At 44.7% G+C, this 18,780-nt stretch carries 15 protein-coding genes, 1 tRNA gene and 1 pseudogene; 12 read left to right on the top strand and 5 right to left on the bottom strand.

The window, feature by feature from the left end:
• A pseudogene (locus R7E42_RS23170) lies at positions 1-155 on the bottom strand (aspartate aminotransferase family protein); the annotation flags it as partial.
• A gap of 246 nt (positions 156-401) precedes the next feature.
• Here R7E42_RS23170 and erpA point away from each other — a divergent pair.
• The 3 genes from erpA (at position 402) to vmeK (ending at position 5,078) form a co-directional block, all read left to right on the top strand.
• Entirely contained in the window at positions 402-743 is a 342-nt protein-coding gene (erpA, locus tag R7E42_RS23175) for an iron-sulfur cluster insertion protein ErpA (protein ID WP_005380031.1), read from the top strand.
• 105 nt (positions 744-848) lie between these two features.
• Positions 849-1,964 (top strand): efflux RND transporter periplasmic adaptor subunit, encoded by a 1,116-nt coding sequence (locus R7E42_RS23180; RefSeq protein ID WP_318073026.1) that lies wholly within the window; start codon positions 849-851, stop codon positions 1,962-1,964.
• Between the two features lie 9 nt (positions 1,965-1,973).
• Complete coding sequence (gene vmeK / locus R7E42_RS23185) at positions 1,974-5,078, top strand: multidrug efflux RND transporter permease subunit VmeK (RefSeq protein ID WP_005380029.1); 3,105 nt, start codon at positions 1,974-1,976, stop codon at positions 5,076-5,078.
• 65 nt (positions 5,079-5,143) lie between these two features.
• Here the strand turns inward: vmeK and R7E42_RS23190 are convergent, their stop codons facing one another.
• Complete coding sequence (locus tag R7E42_RS23190; RefSeq protein WP_033905576.1) at positions 5,144-6,436, bottom strand: peptidoglycan DD-metalloendopeptidase family protein; 1,293 nt, start codon at positions 6,434-6,436, stop codon at positions 5,144-5,146.
• A 130-nt stretch (positions 6,437-6,566) separates the two neighbouring features.
• Here R7E42_RS23190 and tyrS point away from each other — a divergent pair, with 130 nt between their 5' ends.
• Entirely contained in the window at positions 6,567-7,754 is a 1,188-nt protein-coding gene (tyrS, locus tag R7E42_RS23195; RefSeq protein WP_017820416.1) for a tyrosine--tRNA ligase, read from the top strand.
• A 418-nt stretch (positions 7,755-8,172) separates the two neighbouring features.
• Positions 8,173-9,018 (top strand): magnesium transporter, encoded by an 846-nt coding sequence (locus tag R7E42_RS23200; protein WP_005380062.1) that lies wholly within the window; start codon positions 8,173-8,175, stop codon positions 9,016-9,018.
• Here R7E42_RS23200 and dacB read toward each other — a convergent pair.
• Both dacB and R7E42_RS23210 read right to left on the bottom strand, forming a co-directional pair.
• Positions 8,997-10,418 carry a serine-type D-Ala-D-Ala carboxypeptidase gene (gene dacB / locus R7E42_RS23205; RefSeq protein WP_005380063.1) on the bottom strand — a complete coding sequence of 474 codons (1,422 nt, stop codon included), beginning with the start codon at positions 10,416-10,418 and terminating at the stop codon, positions 8,997-8,999. The two genes, R7E42_RS23200 and dacB, sit on opposite strands and share 22 nt — an antisense overlap.
• 186 nt (positions 10,419-10,604) lie before the next feature.
• Entirely contained in the window at positions 10,605-11,627 is a 1,023-nt protein-coding gene (locus R7E42_RS23210) for a porin (protein WP_005380064.1), read from the bottom strand.
• 545 nt (positions 11,628-12,172) lie between these two features.
• On the opposite strand from R7E42_RS23210, the gene greA reads away from it, so the two are divergent.
• Positions 12,173-12,646, top strand: a complete 474-nt coding sequence (greA, locus tag R7E42_RS23215; RefSeq protein WP_005380065.1) for a transcription elongation factor GreA — start codon at positions 12,173-12,175, stop codon at positions 12,644-12,646.
• Positions 12,647-12,730: 84 nt separating this feature from the next.
• On the opposite strand, the gene yhbY is transcribed toward greA, so the two are convergent.
• A complete protein-coding gene (gene yhbY / locus R7E42_RS23220) occupies positions 12,731-13,027 on the bottom strand; it encodes a ribosome assembly RNA-binding protein YhbY (protein ID WP_005380066.1) in 297 nt (98 codons plus the stop codon).
• Between the two features lie 138 nt (positions 13,028-13,165).
• On the opposite strand from yhbY, the gene rlmE reads away from it, so the two are divergent.
• From rlmE to R7E42_RS23250, 6 genes are all read left to right on the top strand, one after another.
• Complete coding sequence (rlmE, locus tag R7E42_RS23225) at positions 13,166-13,795, top strand: 23S rRNA (uridine(2552)-2'-O)-methyltransferase RlmE (protein WP_005388985.1); 630 nt, start codon at positions 13,166-13,168, stop codon at positions 13,793-13,795.
• A 108-nt stretch (positions 13,796-13,903) separates the two neighbouring features.
• Positions 13,904-15,877 (top strand): ATP-dependent zinc metalloprotease FtsH, encoded by a 1,974-nt coding sequence (gene ftsH / locus R7E42_RS23230; protein WP_017635895.1) that lies wholly within the window; start codon positions 13,904-13,906, stop codon positions 15,875-15,877.
• A 52-nt stretch (positions 15,878-15,929) separates the two neighbouring features.
• Complete coding sequence (folP, locus tag R7E42_RS23235; protein ID WP_318073027.1) at positions 15,930-16,760, top strand: dihydropteroate synthase; 831 nt, start codon at positions 15,930-15,932, stop codon at positions 16,758-16,760.
• A gap of 19 nt (positions 16,761-16,779) precedes the next feature.
• Complete coding sequence (glmM, locus tag R7E42_RS23240) at positions 16,780-18,120, top strand: phosphoglucosamine mutase (protein WP_005388992.1); 1,341 nt, start codon at positions 16,780-16,782, stop codon at positions 18,118-18,120.
• 220 nt (positions 18,121-18,340) lie between these two features.
• The gene (secG, locus tag R7E42_RS23245; RefSeq protein ID WP_005380080.1) at positions 18,341-18,679 is read left to right on the top strand and encodes a preprotein translocase subunit SecG; all 339 of its coding nucleotides are present in this window, start codon (positions 18,341-18,343) and stop codon (positions 18,677-18,679) included.
• 16 nt (positions 18,680-18,695) lie between these two features.
• Positions 18,696-18,779: transfer RNA gene (locus R7E42_RS23250), tRNA-Leu, on the top strand.
• Position 18,780: the final 1 nt, after the last annotated feature.

The following is an 18,780-nucleotide window of genomic DNA, read 5'->3' on the forward strand; positions in this document are numbered from 1 at the left end:
TACGCTTTACCATCGGCATCAAAAATCAGTGGACCGTCTGCTCGTTCGATAAATAGCGGAGAACCGCCAACGCCGTTGAATGCACGAACTGGTGAATTGACACCGCCAGGGATGGTTTGCTGAGCTTTTTGATACAGCTCTGATGATTTGGTCATGGGGTTATCCTCTTTTGATTGCTCGGACCAAGTGGAGCGCATTGTACCTAGCTATAATCAAGTTAGAAACGTTTTGCTTAATTTATGTGTTGTTTCGCAGTGTAATCTTATATATCCGCATCTGTTATAAAGAATCGGCGGCGAATACTTGAACGAGTTTGTCAGGTATTGGATAATCGTCTCAATTAGCACAAATTTGACGTCTTGCTTCAGGCTTGACGCATTACACGAGTGAGAGAGGTCTTCGTGAGCGAAGTAAACGTACCATTATCTTTTTCTGACGCAGCAGCATCTCGCGTTAAAGCATTGATTGCTGAAGAAGAAAACCCAGCATTGAAACTGCGCGTATACATTACTGGCGGCGGCTGCAGCGGCTTCCAATACGGCTTTACTTTTGATGAAAATGTAAACGAAGGCGATACGACAATCGTAAACAGTGGTGTAACACTGGTTGTAGACCCTATGAGTCTGCAATATCTCGTTGGCGGTATTGTTGACTACACAGAAGGGTTGGAAGGAGCGCGCTTCTTCGTAAATAATCCAAATGCAACGACAACATGTGGTTGTGGTGCATCGTTCAGTGTGTAATTAACACCTAACAGGCAGCTAATGGCTGCCTGTGCTTTATGTAGAAGGATGTCACGTAAAGCGCACGCTCGCAGATATGCAGAGAAATAATAAAAAGGACTTTATATGTCTGGACTTTCTTTTGGACGCCGAATTGTCGAGCGCCCTTGGCTAGTATCTCTTATCCTCGTCTTACTTCTTGTTGCATGGCTAACCATCGGCCAACTCAAAGCACAAGATGATCATCCTAACTCTTCAACATCCACGAACACAACACCACGTGCAAAGGTGATGTTTGATACTTTTCTTGCCGAACCTACCAGTAAAACCATTGAATTGTATGGACGAACAGCGCCCAATCGTCAAGCGCGTCTTGGCGCCGAAGTTGCCGGTAAAATAGTCAGTCTTAACATAAAGAAAGGCCAAGCGGTCAAACAGGGACAAGTGATCGCAAACATCGATAAGCGCGACCTTGGCATTCAACTTAAACGGGCCCAGGCGATGCTGTTGGTTAAAGAGAAAGAGTTTAATGCAGCTAAATCGCTAAAAAGTCGCGGACTGCAAGGTGAGGTTGCATTTGCGACAGCGCAAGCAGCGTTGGTAGATGCACGTGCGAATTTGAGTAACGTGCAAACGGCTTTAAGAAATACTGAGGTTAAAGCGCCATTTGATGGCATCGTAGATCACCACTTTGTTGAGTTAGGTGATTTTGTCGGGATTGGCGACCCTATTGCGACGGTCATTGATTTGGATACTTTAGTGATTGAAGCCGATGTCAGTGAACGGCATATACAATATCTTAAGGAAGGCCTAGAAGCCGACGTAAGAACCATTAACCAACAGCATCATCAAGGTCGTGTGCGCTACATTGGACGTGTTTCTTCTGCTTCTACTAATACATTTCCAATTGAAATCGAAATTGATAATCAAGACGCAAGAATTCCTGCCGGTATGAGCGCAGAAGTACAGCTGCCTTTGAGTGAAGTGTTGGCAGTAAAGATTACGGCTGCCATGTTAGCACTAGATGAAGAAGGTAACTTAGGTGTCAAGACACTGCGTAATGAGTATGTTGAGTTTGTTCCAATTCAACTCGTTAAGGCCGAGGATGATGGTGTGTGGCTCTCTGGGTTAGGAGAGCGTGCAGACATTATCGTGCTGGGACAAGGTTTTGTGCGAGATGGTGATCAAGTACTGGCCAATAAAGTTGATGACGTAGTTGTTGAAGCGGCTAGTGAGCAGTAAGGAGCACTTATGTACACTCTGATTGATGCTGCGTTATCCCGCGCTCGCACCATGCTGACATTACTGGTGATGATCTTAATTGCCGGTGTCATTACTTACGTCACTATCCCCAAGGAATCGAGCCCAGATATTACCATTCCTATTATCTACGTTTCTGTTGGGCATCAAGGCATTTCTCCCGTCGATGCCGAACGTTTATTAGTTCGGCCAATAGAGCAAGAGTTGCGCTCTATTGAAGGCGTAAAAGAGATGACCTCTGTGGCATCAGAAGGTCATGCTTCGGTGACGCTGGAATTTAGTGTTGGAGTGGATCTTGATAAAGCGATGGCAGATGTGCGTGATGCGGTTGATCTTGCAAAGCCAAAATTACCAGAGGACAGTGATGAGCCAACGGTAAATGAAGTCACGTTTGCATCTGAAGAGCCTGTTTTGACTGTTGTTCTATATGGCACCGTACCAGAGCGGACCATTGTACAGATTGCCAGAACGCTACGTGATCGTTTGGAGAGTTTCCGTCAGGTTCTTGAAGTTGAAATCGCAGGGGATCGCGAAGACATCGTGGAAATAGTTGTCGATCCGCTATTGATGGAAAGCTACGGTCTCGATCAAGCGGATATCTATAATTTAATTGCCTTGAATAACCGAGTTGTGGCTGCGGGGTTTGTCGATACTGGGTATGGACGCTTTTCGGTAAAAGTCCCATCGGTTTTTGATTCACTGAAAGATGTGCTTGAACTACCGATCAAGGTGAATGGCAAAGAGGTGATCACTTTTGGCGATGTGGCGACAGTACGGCGTGCATTTCGCGATCCTGAAAGTTTTGCTCGTTTAGATGGCGAATCTGCCATCGTTTTGGACGTAAAAAAACGGGCAGGGGAAAACATCATTGAAACGGTTGAGCTGGTAAAAGAAGTACTGGCTCAGGGACAGAAGCGCGCCGAGTGGCCCGACAATTTGCAAGTTAAATACACTTGGGACCAATCCGACGATGTCAAATTGATGCTCAGTGATCTACAAAACAATATCTTATCCGCAATTATCCTCGTAGTTATCGTCATTATTGCCATATTGGGGGTTAGGACCGCGCTTCTCGTGGGGATTTCTATTCCAGGATCGTTCTTGACTGGGTTGTTGGTGTTATCGGTATTTGGGCTGACGGTCAATATCGTCGTACTGTTTGCTTTAATTATGGCAGTAGGCATGTTGGTGGATGGTGCCATTGTGGTGACAGAGTTTGCAGATCGGCGCATGCAAGAAGGAACGCCACGTAAAGAAGCCTATCGAGATGCAGCAAAGCGAATGGCCTGGCCTATTACCGCATCCACAGCAACCACATTGGCTGCGTTTGCTCCGTTACTTTTCTGGCCAGACATCACTGGTGAGTTCATGAAGTACTTACCACTTACTTTAATTGCTACTTTGGCCGCTTCGCTGATGATGGCTTTATTGTTCGTTCCTGTCATCGGTGGGATCATTGGCAAGCCTCAAGTCGTCAATCAGAAAGCTCAGCGAGAAATGGTTGAGCTGCATAACGGCAACTTTGAAAAAGCGACAGGCATTACCAAGCTTTATTACCAGACTCTGTCGGTAGCGATTCGTCATCCATGGAAAGTCTTACTCAGCGCGATACTGCTAGCGGCAGGTGTCGGCTTCACTTACAACAAAGCTGGCTTGGGTGCAGAGTTTTTCCCTGAAGTGGACCCTGCCTTTTTTACCGTTAAAGTTCGTTCTTATGGTGACTTGTCTATTCACGAAAAAGATGTTGTTATGCGCGAAATCGAGAAGGTGATGCTCGGTCATGACGAGTTTGAAAGTGTCTACACGCGCACAGGATCGAGCGATAATGGGGACGAGATTGGCCAGATTCAAATAACGCCTGTGGATTGGCAGTATCGACGCAAAGTGAAAACCATTATTGAGGAACTAAAAGAGACGACAGACCGCTTTTATGGTGTTGAACTTGAGTATAAATTCCCGGACGCAGGACCGCCTGTCGAGCATGATCTCGTGATTGAAGTGTCATCACGAAATTTGAGTGTTAGTGCGTTAGATGAAGCAGCCAAAAAAGTACGACATTGGGCTGATGGTAATCCTGCACTGACCAACTTGAGTGATACCACTAATAAGGAAGGGATTGATTGGCAAATTGATATCCAGCGAGATGACGCCTCTCGCTTTGCAGCGGATGCTACTTTAGTCGGGAATACCGTCCAGTTTGTTACGAACGGCTTGAAAATAGGCGATTATTTGCCCGATGATGCGGATGAAGAAGTCGATATTTTGGTGCGCTATCCGCAAGATAAGCGCGACATAGGTCGATTTGATCAACTGAGAGTGAAAACGGCAGCTGGTCTGGTACCGATTACGAATTTTGCTCAAATCAAACCAGATCATAAGCAAGACACTATTCGTCGGGTCGACGGTCATCGAGTTATCAATATTAAAGCGGATATGGTGGAAGGTTACAATTTGGCGCTTGAGTTACCTAAGATTGCCGCTGGAATGGAACAGCTCGACTTACCAGAAGGCATTGAATATAAGATTCGGGGTCAAAATGAAGAGCAGGAAAACTCATCAGCATTCTTGCAAAATGCTTTTATTGTCGCGCTTGGTGTGATGGCTTTGATTTTAATTACGCAGTTTAATAGCTTTTATCAAGCTTTCTTAATCCTTAGTGCAGTGCTGTTTTCTACCGTTGGTGTCTTCGCTGGGTTACTTATTTTCCAAAAGCCATTTGGCATCATTATGTCGGGAATTGGAGTGATTGCGTTGGCTGGTATCGTGGTAAACAACAATATTGTTTTAATCGATACTTATAATCAGATGCGTAAACGTGGCTTAGAAAAATCTGAGGCTATTTTGCGTACGGGTGTGCAGCGTTTAAGACCCGTTTTACTTACGACGGTGACCACCATATTAGGCTTATTGCCAATGGTGTTAGAAATGAACATCGACTTAGTTAATCAGAAAGTGGAGTTTGGCGCACCAAGCACTCAATGGTGGTCTCAGCTTGCGACCGCTGTCGCGGGTGGTTTGGCGTTTGCGACTTTGCTAACGTTAGTTCTGACACCGTGTTTGCTTATGCTCGGGAGAGAGCATCACTCCGAACAGTAAGCTTTATCGTGATGATATCGACAAAACAAAAAGGGCAGCGAAGCTGCCCTTTTCAATACCTTGCCTTACTTCATTGCTAACAGTTTGCTGTAGCGTTCAAGCTTGTCCATGCTAACTTTCGCGTTTGCCATGAAAGTTTGTCTCGCTTTTCCTGTCAGGGATTTAGATTGTGGCAAATTCACCGTGCGCGGGTTTTTATGGACACCATTCACAAGGAACTCATAGTGCAGGTGAGGGCCAGTTACACGGCCAGTTCCGCCAAGCGTACCGATGGTTTGGCCTTGCTTAACGCGTTGACCAGCTCGTACAGTACGTTTGGTTAAGTGCAGGTACTTGGTAATGTAAGTATTACTATGTTTAATGAAAACGTAGTTACCATTAAATTTGTTGTAAGACGATTTTTGAACGACACCATCACCAGCCGCCCAAATCGGGGTGCCCACTGGTGCTGCATAGTCCGTGCCTCTATGAGGACGAACGCGTCCCGTCACTGGATGTAAGCGGCGTGGGTTGAAGTTAGACGAAACTCGACGGAAATCCAACGGCGCGCGTAAGAATGCTTTTTTCATTGCACGCCCATTTTCGTCGTAATACTTGCCACTTTTCTGATCCAATATTGCGGTAAAGGTATCGCCTTGGTTTTTAAAGATCGCAGCAATGATTTTTCCACGGCCGATTACTTCTCCTTCTACCACTTCCTCTTGGTAAAGTACTCGGAAGCTATCGTTTTTACGAATATCTAAAGCAAAGTCGATGTCCCAACCAAATATGCCAGCCAGTTCCATGATTTGGTTACCATTTAATCCAGAAGATATTCCTGCATTCCAAAAGTTTGATTTGATGGTGGCTTCTGCGTAGTTGTACTGGAAGTCGACTTCTTTCTTATCAACTTCAGAAACGTACTTGCCGTCTTTTAATGTGATACGAAAAGTCTCGAACGCGCTTAGTGTCCTTCTTAGCTGCACCAAGTCGTTATTTTCGTCAAAGCCAAATTGCAATCGGTCACCAGGTCGAAGCCGAGTTAACTGTTTTTCTACTTCTTTGTCTGATGACACCAGTTCATGTAATAGACGAGCAGAAAGCCCTACGCGACTAAATAAGATGGCAGCACTCTCGCCATTTTTTACCTTGTATGTCTCCCAGCGCAGCACGGCGGGAACCGCAGGCGATGAACTATTTAGTGCACTGAGTTCGAGGGAAACTGGCACAGGATAATGTTGACCAACTTTTAATCGGCTCTGCTGCGGGTCTAGGTCTTGCGGATCAGGTAAAAAGAAGAGCGCGAAGATAATCAGCGCACTAAAAAAACCGATCAATACTTTGTGCAAGAGTGGAAGTCGGACAAAAATCGAATGCATGAGGTACTTGATTGCTAAATTAAACGGAAAAAGTGACAACTACCTAGTCTAACGTGTTTCAAAATGCATCGCTATTCAAGTAATATGTTCAGCTATTATATTTTTGCCAAATCTGTGGGAGTGAACAAGAATGGCGAGCATTGAAGCTGCACTAGCCGAGATTAAGCGCGGTGTTGAAGAGCTGATTCCAGAAGAAGAGCTAATCGCAAAACTAAAAGAAGACCGTCCTCTACGTATTAAATTGGGCGCTGATCCAACAGCACCTGACATTCACCTAGGCCATACGGTTATTTTCAATAAGCTTCGCTTGTTCCAAGAACTAGGTCATGAAGTGACGTTCCTAATCGGTGACTTCACTGCAATGGTTGGTGACCCAACAGGTAAAAACACAACTCGTCCACCGCTAAGTCGCGAAGACGTATTGCGTAACGCTGAAACGTACAAAGAGCAAGTGTTCAAAATTCTCGATCCTGCAAAGACTAAAATTCAGTTTAACTCTGAGTGGCTGTCTGAACTGGGCGCAGAAGGTATGATTCGCCTTGCGGCAAACCAAACCGTTGCTCGTATGCTAGAGCGTGACGACTTTAAAAAGCGTTACGCGGGTGGTCAGCCAATTGCTATTCATGAGTTCATGTACCCACTTCTACAAGGCTGGGACTCAGTAGCAATGGAAACGGATGTTGAATTAGGTGGTACAGACCAGAAGTTCAACCTTCTAATGGGTCGTGAACTGCAAAAGTCTCACGGTCAAAAACCTCAGGTTGTACTGATGATGCCGCTTCTAGTGGGCCTTGATGGCGAGAAGAAGATGTCTAAGTCAGCAAACAACTACATCGGTATCAGCGAAGCGCCAAGCGAAATGTTTGGTAAAATCATGTCTATTTCTGATGACCTAATGTGGAGCTACTACGAGCTGCTCTCTTTCCGTCCTCTGGAAGAGATTGCTCAATTCAAAGCTGATGTAGAAGCGGGCAAAAACCCTCGTGACATCAAAGTATTGCTAGCAAAAGAAATTATTGCTCGTTTCCACAGTGAAGCCGATGCCGATGCAGCAGAGCAAGAATTCGTAAACCGTTTTGCGAAGAACCAAATTCCTGATGAAATGCCAGAGTTTGACTTTGACGCAGGTCGCCCAGTGAGTAATCTGTTGAAAGAAGCAGGTTTATGTCCATCATCGTCAGATGCGATGCGCATGGTTAAGCAGGGCGCTGTGAAGATTGATGGTGAAAAAATTGCGGACAGCAAATTTGCTCCAGAAGCGGGTACTTACGTGTTCCAAGTAGGTAAACGTAAATTTGCTCGTATTACTATTCAGTAATCCATAATGACTGCAAATGAAAGCGTCCGAAGGGCGCTTTTTTTGTATGAAAATTTAGCAAAAACGGCAAAGTAAAACTTCCATACCTGATGAACTTTGCTACTATACTTGCGCTGCCAATAATGGCAGCGCTATCGGAGATTTACATGAACAATACCGACCATCCTCCCAGTCGTTGGGTGAGTAAGATTAAGGGAGCGAAATAACCCGCTTCGGTATTGGCGATCTCCGCCTTACCTAAGTGGTGAGGCATCTTTTCTAATTTTTTTCTCGTTATTTCCTTCATACATTCTGAATAGACAGTGCATTCGCATTGGTTTTCTCTGTGCATCTTATTTGTTGTCTGACTTTTAGCGTGCAAGAGTGGCTTTTCATGCTTTGTCGATGGTCGTTACCAATGCCAATCGGGAGATTCGCCATGACGGTAATGAACAACACTTTTATTGAAACAACACCAAACTTTTCTGAAGTAGAAATTGGTGCAGCTCGCAATGCATTCTTGCAGTACGAGCAAGAGCAACAAGTCCATTTGCTTACGGTTATGCCGATTGATGAGGCTGTAGGTATTTTACAGCATTGCTCTGTCGGCTATGTGAATAGTCTTATTGCTCAACTTGAGCAAGCAGGTCATGACAAACGCGCACGTCATTATGCTCACCAACTGGGTCTGCATATGTCTGAAGTTGATACACCCGATGGTTATTTATCAACTAGTGTTTTAGGGCATGTAAAACAGCGTATTGGATGGATCATTGCGCTGGCTCTTTTAGGGATAGTGTCAGGCTTGATCATCGCTCAGTATGAGGACACCCTTAGTCAGCTTGTTTTACTTGCAGTGTACATGCCAGTGATTGCAGCTGCTGGTGGTAACACAGGAACACAAGCAGCAACTTTGGTGATTCGTGCTCTTGCTACTGGAGAGTTAAAAAAGCGCCAATGGTTAGAAGTTTTGTGGAAAGAGAGCCGAGTCGCTCTATTTATTGCGCTAGCGATCGCTATCGTGATGATTGGACGCATTATGTTATTTAGTGCAGGACAATCAACAGGAGGCTTTGAACTGACCGATATCGCACTGGCAATAGCAGTTGCGCTGTTCATTCAAGTCACCATTTCTACAACATTGGGCGGGCTGTTGCCAATTATTGCACGAGCTTGCAAGTTGGACCCAGCCGTATTGGTGAGTCCAGTTCTTGCATCTATCGTCGATATTTCAGGAATGTGGATTTACTTTAACGTGGTGAACTATTTCTTAGGTATTGCCTGACTAAAGTTCACAATGTCATTGTAAAAAAGCTGCTCAAAATGTGTAATCGGGGCGATGACAGGTGTGTTGTCGTCCCTTTTTTCTGGGAAGTAGTCTGAAACAAACTGAACAAAAATGGTGTTAGGTTGACCATTTTTGTCCAAGCCATATCCAGCCATATTGTAAGTCCCGTAGATAGAGCCACTTTTCGCGATCAGCTGTCCTTTAATTGGAAGTTTTCGCATACTTTGTCGGTACTTTAATGTGCCGGATTCACCTGATTTCGGCATGATGGCAATCAATTTGAGTTCGTTTTCATGCTTCCAAATATAGCGCAGCATTTCAGCCATCTTGGTCGCGGAGATCCGGTTATTTCGCGAAAGTCCTGAGCCGTCTTCTAGGCGCGCATTACGAATATCAATACCAGTGTTGGCGAAAATGATCTGCTTGATCGCTTCTGTACCGTTAGTAAAACTGCCTGGCTGAACGAAAAATTTAGCACCAAGTGTTTTGGTTAATGTGTCGGCAATCAAGTTGTCAGAGTTTTTGAGCATATCTTCGAGAATGTCTGGTAAGGCTTTTGATTGATGCATTGCGATGAGTTTTCGCTGCTTTTCTGGCGCCGTACCGACCCTAATCTGTCCTGATACCCCAATGTTGAGCTCCTTGAGCAAAGCCGCCAACCTTTGACTGGTGTAACGCTCAGGGTCTTGAACCGCAAATTTCAGTGGCAATGGTTTGTCTCTTTCAACCAAGCACCCTGTTAGCTTGTAGTTGTTATCGGGATTTGCAACTAAACCTAAGTCACAATGACGACTTTTCTTAATGGTTTTAGAAACTGTTTCTACGGTACTTGTGACACGAATAGGTTGATGCTCTGGTACGTAGACCCGCGTTCCACCATCTTTTTGTGTATAGATAGAGGCTTGTACACAGTTGTTATTGAGTGTGATGGTCGATGCCGGAGCGCTGTAGCAAACTCCCAAGATATCCCATGGCCAGCCCACCGCACGGTTATAACCAGTGAATGCGCTGTTATCGAGCCATAGGTCACCGTTAATCCGTTTTAAGCCATTTTTCTTAGCTAGAGTGAGGAGTGATTTTAAGTCGTTGGTTTGGAGTGTTGGGTCGCCGACAAAGTAAATCACTGCATCTGAGTTCGACGTTTCCAGCTTGGTTCGAAACCGGAAATTATCACCCAGTTCTAGCTTTGCGGCTAATGCGGTGACGATTTTTAATGTACTCGCTGGTGGGAACAGTTGTTCGGTAGGATGAACACCGTCAAGCTCAGCATTTTCACTGAGTTTTTCCGCAACTAAACTGATGCGGGCGCCTTCAGGCAGCACTTCTTGATGAGGGTACGCTTGTGAAAAAGCAGAAAGTAATGAAGAGAATATGAGCAAGGGCCAACGTAAACGCATAATGATACTTTCTAAGGTGAGTTATGTGATTGAGTATACGCAAGTCCTTTCAATATGCTAGGTAACTAAAGAAATGCTTCAAATGTCTTCATGAATGAGACACGAGAGAAAGGCGCGCTGCTTAAAATTAAGTATAAAAAATGCCCGCTTAAAGCGGGCATTCGATATTCTAGTCAAAGACCGGAATTAGAAGTCGTAACGTAGACCTAGAGCTAGCTCGTCTTCAGCATCGATCTTAGTTGCAACTGTTTTGCTCGTGTCAGTTGAACCAAACTTGTCACCTGCATCAATCAGGTTGAAGTTGTAAGAAATGTAACCACGGAAGTTAGGCTTGAAGTAGTAAGAAGCATCAACAGCGAAGTTGTTTGCAGAAGTTTCGTTGTTAGTTTCTGCATTGTTGTATGATGTTGTAAATACTGTTTGGCCTAGAGTGTAAGCACCCGCTAGCTCGTAACCAGTGTAATCAACTGTGTTACTGTTGTTTGAATCTTCCATTTTCTCGCCGTCAGTGAATACACCAGCGAAGTAAAGATCAGACATTGTGTAAGATGCAGCTAGCATGTACTCGTTAGCTTTGTCTTGATCTGCGTAACCAGCACCTAGCTCAAGACCAGTGTCAGCTAGAGCGTAGATTGCAGATAGAGAGTAACCGTCTTGTTTGTTGTCGTAGTACTCACCAGTGTTTTTGTTTTCCATACGATCAGCGAAGCGGTAGCTTGCTTTTACGCTTAGGTTTTCAAACTGGCCTTTGTAAGCCATCATGTTGTCTGTACGGTCTGATACAGCTAGTTTGTCTGCTGCAGAGTTACCGTGGTAAGCCATGATATCTGTGAAGTCAGTGATAACGCCTAGTGCACCTTCAGTTTTACCGTATGCGAACTCACCGTAAGCACCGCCAAGACCAGCGTAAGCAAGACGAGTTTCTAGATCGCTCTTGTCGTCGCCGTCTACAGTACCGTTTTGAGCAGTCTCAAATTCACCTTCCCAGAAACCAACACCGTATAGGTTGTCATTGATTTCTTGTTTACCAAGGAAGTTTAGACGGATGCGAGATTTGTCTTGAGCGTCGCCATCTTTCATAGATAGACGTGCTTCAGCACGGCCGCCCATTTCTAGAGAAGTACCGTCTTGGTTGTAAAGTTCAGCTGCGTTTACGCCAGTTGCCATAGCTGCTGCAGATACAGAAAGAGCAATTAGAGTCTTTTTCATCTTATTTGTCCTAGTTAGCTGTCCATAATCATTGTTGTATGGGGGAGAGGTGATCTCTCACAAGTTGTTGGTCCAAAATTGGCTAATTGAGCGATATAGTTCGCACTTGTAAGCCATTGATCTAACAACTCGCTGGACATGTTTTACTGCTAAAGTTTCCGTATGAGTTAGTAAAATGATATAAATCCCACTGATGAACACTGTTCAATTGTGCGTTGTTTTTATTTAAATTACTGTTTTTGATTGAAATTATTGGCAATGACATTGGCTTGACATTGATTAGTTTTTATCTTTTTTGAGGTTTTTGGTGTAATGAACAGTGTTGTTTTTCAATAAATTGAGAAGGTGATTCGCCCTAGAACCGCTCTAAAAGTGAGTTATATCATTATGCCGAAAAGGCATAGTCTTGCTGTCTTTCGAATTAAGATGATTTCGTCCGGGAGTTTGTTTACACTAAACGAAATACATCTTTAAGCGCACTACCCAGTCCTATGACAGGGTGGGCTTTTTTTGTCCAAAGACCCATTTGGGCTTGAGGTTATAAAATGGAAAAAGTTCCAATGACACTACGTGGCGAGCAAAAGCTACGTGCAGAACTCGATCGTCTACTTAAACTACGTCCTCAGATCTCAGAGGCAATTGCTGAAGCTCGTGAGCTAGGTGATTTAAAAGAGAATGCTGAATATCATGCCGCTCGTGAAGAGCAGGGCATTTGTGAAGCACAAATCCGTGACATTGAATACAAACTGTCAGTTGCTCAAGTTATTGATGTAACGAAGATGGAGAACACGGGTAAAGTTATTTTTGGTTCAACCGTAACCTTGATTGATATCGACACCGAAGAAGAAAAAACGTACCAAATCGTTGGTGATGACGAAGCCGATATCAAAGCAGGTCGCATTTCAGTGAGCTCACCTATTGCTCGTGGCCTGATTGGTAAGATGGAAGGCGATGAAGTTGCTATTCAAACTCCGGGTGGCGCGAAAGACTTCGAAATTGACCGAGTAGAATATATCTAAGTCGTTTGGAGTAGCATTACTACTCTGATAAAACGCAAAAAGGTCGCCTCAGGCGACCTTTTTTCTTCAGCAACGTAAGTAGAGTTACTTACGAGGGATTTCGATTTTACGCTCTTCAGACTGGCGATATAGCACAAGCACTTTACCAATAGTCTGAACTTTTTCAGCGCCCGTCTCACGTACGATAGCGTCGATGATTAGCTGTTTTGTTTCACGATCTTCCGAAGCAACTTTTACTTTGATAAGTTCGTGATGGTTAAGAGCGATTTCAATTTCTGCTAGCACGGCTTCTGTAAGTCCATTTGCGCCCATTAGCACAACAGGTTTTAAACTGTGAGCTAGGCCTTTAAGGTGCTGCTTTTGTTTGGTGCTTAGGTTCATTACGCGGCCAATTTTCTTTAAAATAAGGGTTGAAAAAAGCTATTTTAACGCCATCTATTGCTGAAGACTATAATTTATTGAGTAATAGGTAGCGCCTATTAAAACAATAGCTCCAATTTGTGCCTTGTTGGGATTAAAATGAGTAAACAAAAACATTCGGCTAGTTCTGGTCGTTGGTTGAAAGAACACTTTGATGATAAATACGCGAATGAAGCCCGAAAAAAAGGCTACCGCTCACGTGCTTATTTCAAGATCGATGAGATTCAAACGAAAGATAAATTGTTAAAGCCTGGAATGACAGTCGTCGACTTGGGGGCTGCGCCGGGCGGATGGTCTCAATATGCTGCTAAGATAGTAGGGGACAGTGGTCAGATCATCGCGTGTGACTTGCTTCCTATGGACCCGATTGCTGGCGTTAGCTTTTTACAAGGCGACTTTCGTGATGATGCGGTATTGGAAGCTTTGCTAGAAAGGATCCAACCTTCCATGGTAGACGTAGTAATGTCTGATATGGCGCCTAACATCGCGGGAAACAATTCTGTTGATCAACCTCGCGCTATGTATTTAGTTGAATTAGCTTTAGATATGTGTCGACAAGTTCTAGCGCCTAATGGTAGCTTTGTCGTAAAGGTTTTCCAAGGGGAAGGCTTCGATCAGTATGTGAAAGAAGTCCGAGACATGTTTAAAGCCGTAAAAATTAGAAAACCAGACTCATCGCGAGCTCGCTCTCGAGAGGTCTTCGTCGTAGCCACTGGTTACAAAGGTTAACCATTTTGCTCTCTTGAGAGCGTGTTAACACTATAGCTACAGTTAATGAACTGTAGTACCCTACCTTTAATTACAATTAGTTATCGAGAGGCTTACACCTTGAGTGACATGGCAAAAAATTTAATTCTGTGGCTTGTTATCGCCGTCGTATTGATGTCGGTATTCCAGAGCTTTGGCCCTGGAGAAAGCAATGGCAGAACCGTGGATTACACCACGTTTGTACAGGAAGTTGGCCAAGGCCAGATTCAAGAAGCAACTTTTAAAGACGGTGAAATTAGCTTTGTTCGTCGTGGCGGCGGTGCCAAAATGGTCACTTACATGCCAGTGTATGACCAAAAGCTTCTAGATGACCTAATTAACCAAAACGTGAAAGTACAAGGCACGCCTCCAGAAGAGCAAAGCTTGCTGGGTACTATCTTCATCTCTTGGTTCCCAATGATCTTACTAATTGGTGTATGGATTTTCTTCATGCGTCAAATGCAAGGCGGCGGTGGTAAAGGCGCCATGTCTTTTGGTAAGAGCAAAGCTCGAATGATGAGCGAAGAACAAATCAAGACAACTTTTGCTGACGTTGCAGGTTGTGACGAAGCAAAAGAAGACGTGAAAGAGCTGGTGGACTACCTACGCGATCCAAGCCGCTTCCAAAAGCTGGGCGGTAAGATTCCAACGGGTGTTCTAATGGTTGGTCCTCCTGGTACGGGTAAAACGCTTCTAGCGAAAGCCATTGCCGGTGAGGCGAAAGTACCATTCTTTACTATCTCTGGTTCTGATTTCGTAGAAATGTTCGTTGGTGTTGGTGCATCTCGTGTGCGTGACATGTTTGAACAAGCAAAGAAAGCCGCACCTTGTATCATCTTTATCGATGAGATCGATGCGGTAGGTCGTCAACGTGGCGCAGGTGTTGGTGGTGGTCATGATGAACGTGAACAAACACTAAACCAAATGCTCGTTGAGATGGATGGTTTCGAAGGTAACGAAGGTATTATCGTTATAGCTGCGACTAACCGTCCGGATGTGCTGGACCCTGCGTTACTGCGTCCTGGTCGTTTTGACCGCCAAGTAGTAGTTGGTCTTCCAGATGTACGTGGCCGTGAACAGATCCTAAAAGTTCACATGCGTAAGGTCCCTCTAGCGGGTGATGTAGAGCCTTCTCTCATCGCACGTGGTACACCAGGCTTCTCTGGTGCTGACCTAGCAAACTTAGTTAACGAAGCAGCCTTGTTTGCTGCGCGAGGTAACAAGCGCAACGTTTCTATGGTTGAGTTTGAACTGGCGAAAGACAAAATCATGATGGGTGCTGAGCGCCGTTCAATGGTGATGTCTGAGGAAGTGAAAGAGTCAACCGCATACCACGAAGCGGGTCACGCGATTGTTGGTCGCTTGGTTCCTGAACACGATCCAGTGTACAAAGTGTCTATCATTCCACGTGGTCGTGCGTTGGGTGTAACAATGTACCTTCCAGAGCAGGACCGCGTGAGTATGTCTCGCCAACACCTAGAATCAATGATTTCTAGCTTGTACGGTGGTCGTTTAGCAGAAGAACTTATCTACGGTGCTGACAAAGTATCAACCGGTGCTTCTAATGATATCGAGCGCGCAACAGATATTGCTCGTAAGATGGTTACTCAATGGGGTTTCTCTGAAAAGCTTGGCCCTCTGCTGTATGCAGAAGATGAAGGCGAAGTGTTCTTAGGGCGTAGTGTAACTCAGACTAAACATGTGTCTGACGATACAGCGAAGTTGATTGATGACGAAGTTCGTCAGATCATTGACCGCAACTACGATCGTGCGAAGAAGATTCTTCAAGAGAACATGGATATCATGCATGCGATGAAAGATGCGCTGATGAAGTATGAAACCATTGATGCTCGCCAGATTGATGACTTAATGGAGCGCAAAGCTGAAATTCGTGAGCCTGCGGGCTGGAGTGATAACTCAGCAAGCAAACCAGAAGACAGCGACAAGCCTCAAGCAAAGCAAGAAGTTAAAGAAGAAGCAACGGAGACTGCGAAAGATGCAGAACAGCCTAGCTCTTCTGAAACAACTTCTAACGAAGCGCCTGAAAAGAAAGACTCTGAATAAAGAGTATCGATAATATTAAACCCCGAGTTATCTCGGGGTTTTTGTGTTTATGATGATGATTACAGCAAATAACAAATCTTTGGACCTTTCGCGTCCACATGTCATGGCTATTCTAAATGTGACACCGGATTCCTTTTCGGATGGCGGTAAATACAACTCAATTGAACTTGCTCTTGCTCAAGTTGATAAAATGATAAAGGCTGGTGTAAGTATTGTTGATGTTGGTGGTGAATCAACAAGACCTGGTGCACCGGATGTGTCTTTGGAAGAAGAGCTTAGGCGTGTTGTCCCAGTAATCAAAGCCATTCGTGAAAAATATGATGTATGGATTTCCGTTGACACCAGTAAAGCAGAAGTGATGCGTCAAGCAATTGATGCTGGGGCTGATTTGATCAATGACATCCGCTCGCTGCAAGAGCCAGGTGCTCTGGAAGTCGCAGCAGAAGCAAACCTTCCAATTTGTCTGATGCATATGAAAGGTCAGCCTAGGACCATGCAAGTTGACCCTCATTATGATGATTTAATGGGGGACGTGTCGGCTTTTCTAGAAGAACGTATCGCGGCGTGTGAAGCAGCAGGGATTGATAAATCTCAACTGATTCTCGATCCTGGGTTTGGCTTTGGCAAAACAATCGAACACAATTATCATATGCTTGCTCATATTGAAAAGTTTCATGAATTCGGCCTGCCTATTTTGGCTGGCATGTCTCGTAAATCCATGATCTTCAAACTGTTAGACAAGCCAGCGGCAGAGTGTACGAACGCAAGTGTCGTTTGTGCTACGATTGCCGCGATGAAAGGCGCGCAGATCATTCGCGTGCATGACTTTGAAGAGACAATCGAAGCGATGAAAGTTGTTGAGATGACGAAAAACAATATTTAAAAATAATAAAGGAAAGTTTATGTCGAATGAAAGACGTTACTTTGGTACTGACGGTGTGCGCGGTAAAGTAGGACAATACCCAATCACTCCAGACTTCGTACTTAAGCTTGGCTGGGCTGCTGGTCGTGTACTAGCGAAACAAGGCACAAAGAAAGTTATCATAGGTAAAGATACACGTATTTCAGGTTATATGCTTGAATCTGCACTAGAGGCTGGCCTTGCAGCTGCGGGACTTAAAGCAACATTTACTGGTCCCATGCCAACTCCAGCTGTGGCATATTTAACTCAGACTTTCCGTGCCGAGGCTGGTATTGTGATTTCTGCATCACATAACCCATATTACGACAACGGCATTAAATTCTTTTCTTCTGAGGGTACTAAGCTACCTGACGATATCGAATTGGCGATCGAAGCTGAGTTAGATAAAGAAATTGAATGTGTGGAGTCTGCTGAGCTTGGTAAAGCAACCCGCCTAAATGATGCAGCTGGTCGTTACATCGAATTCTGTAAGAGTACTTTCCCATCTGAGTTGAGCCTTGCGAACTTTAAGATCGTAGTAGACTGTGCGCACGGTGCAACGTACCACATCGCTCCAAATGTTTTCAAAGAACTTGGGGCAGAAGTTATCGCTATGGGCGTAGAGCCTAACGGCATCAACATTAATGAAAAAGTGGGCGCAACAGACGTACGAGCTCTTCAACAGCGTGTTGTTGAAGAGCAAGCGCATCTTGGTCTCGCATTTGATGGTGATGGTGACCGCATCATTATGGTCGACCACCTAGGTAACAAAGTTGATGGTGACCAAATTGCTTATATCATCGCTCGTGATGCACTTCGTCGTGGTGAGCTAAAGGGTGGTGTTGTTGGTACACTAATGACTAACTTGGGTATGGAAAATGGTTTAAAGCAGCTAGGCATTCCGTTTGTACGTGCTGCTGTTGGTGACCGTTATGTCATGGAGCAACTGCTAGAAAAAGGTTGGAAAATTGGTGCTGAAAACTCAGGCCATGTGATCTTATTAGATAAAGTCACAACCGGCGATGCGATTGTTGCTGCACTTCAAGTACTTGCTTCTGTAATTGGCAGCGATATGTCTTTATATGAACTATCGCAAGGAATGACATTATATCCTCAGGTTTTAGAAAATGTCCGTTTCTCAGGAGAAAGTAACCCTCTTGAAGCTACAGCTGTATTAAACGCTGTCGCTGAAGTAGAGGCGACACTTGGTGATAAAGGGCGTGTACTGCTGCGTAAGTCTGGCACTGAGCCTTTGATCCGCGTTATGGTGGAAGGCGAAGATGGTGAACTAGTTCAACACTCAGCATTGAAAATCGCTGAGGCTGTTAAAGCAAGTTGTTAATCATTGCGTTAAAGCATGTCTTGAATGAAAAGGGCATCTTTTGCCCTTTTTTTGAGCGCTTAACGCATTGGCATTGATTTTTTACTAATTTTCCCTTGTCAGCGTTACTGGCTTTCGCTAGTATTGCTCCGCCTCCCGTTAGGAGGTCGCTAGCCTTGTTCATTATGATTTATTCTTTTGAACGGCGCTGGCTCAACAATTTGGAACATAGGTGGAAAAAATGTTTTCAGTTCTACTTGTGATTTACCTGTTGGCAGCGCTTGGTGTGATTGGCCTTGTGTTGATTCAACAAGGTAAAGGCGCAGATATGGGAGCCTCGTTCGGTGCTGGTGCTTCAAACACAGTGTTTGGTGCTGGCGGCTCAGGTAATTTCTTAACCCGAACAACTGCTATTTTAGCAACCGTATTCTTTATCGTTAGCTTGTTACTTGGTCGTATGTCTACGCACCAGACTGAATCACAATGGGTAGACCCAACGTTAGGTCAACCTGTTGTTGAACAAGTTAAGGATGCAGCGAGTGAAGTTCCTGCCCCTGCGGGTGATGAAATTCCTCAATAAGCTGTAAGGTTTTGATGCCGAGATGGTGAAATTGGTAGACACGCTAGCATGAGGTGCTAGTGCCTTAGGTGTGAGGGTTCGAGTCCCTCTCTCGGCACCAT

It is taken from the genome of Vibrio sp. Vb1337 (assembly GCF_033338715.1).
GTDB classification, from domain to species: domain Bacteria; phylum Pseudomonadota; class Gammaproteobacteria; order Enterobacterales; family Vibrionaceae; genus Vibrio; species Vibrio alginolyticus.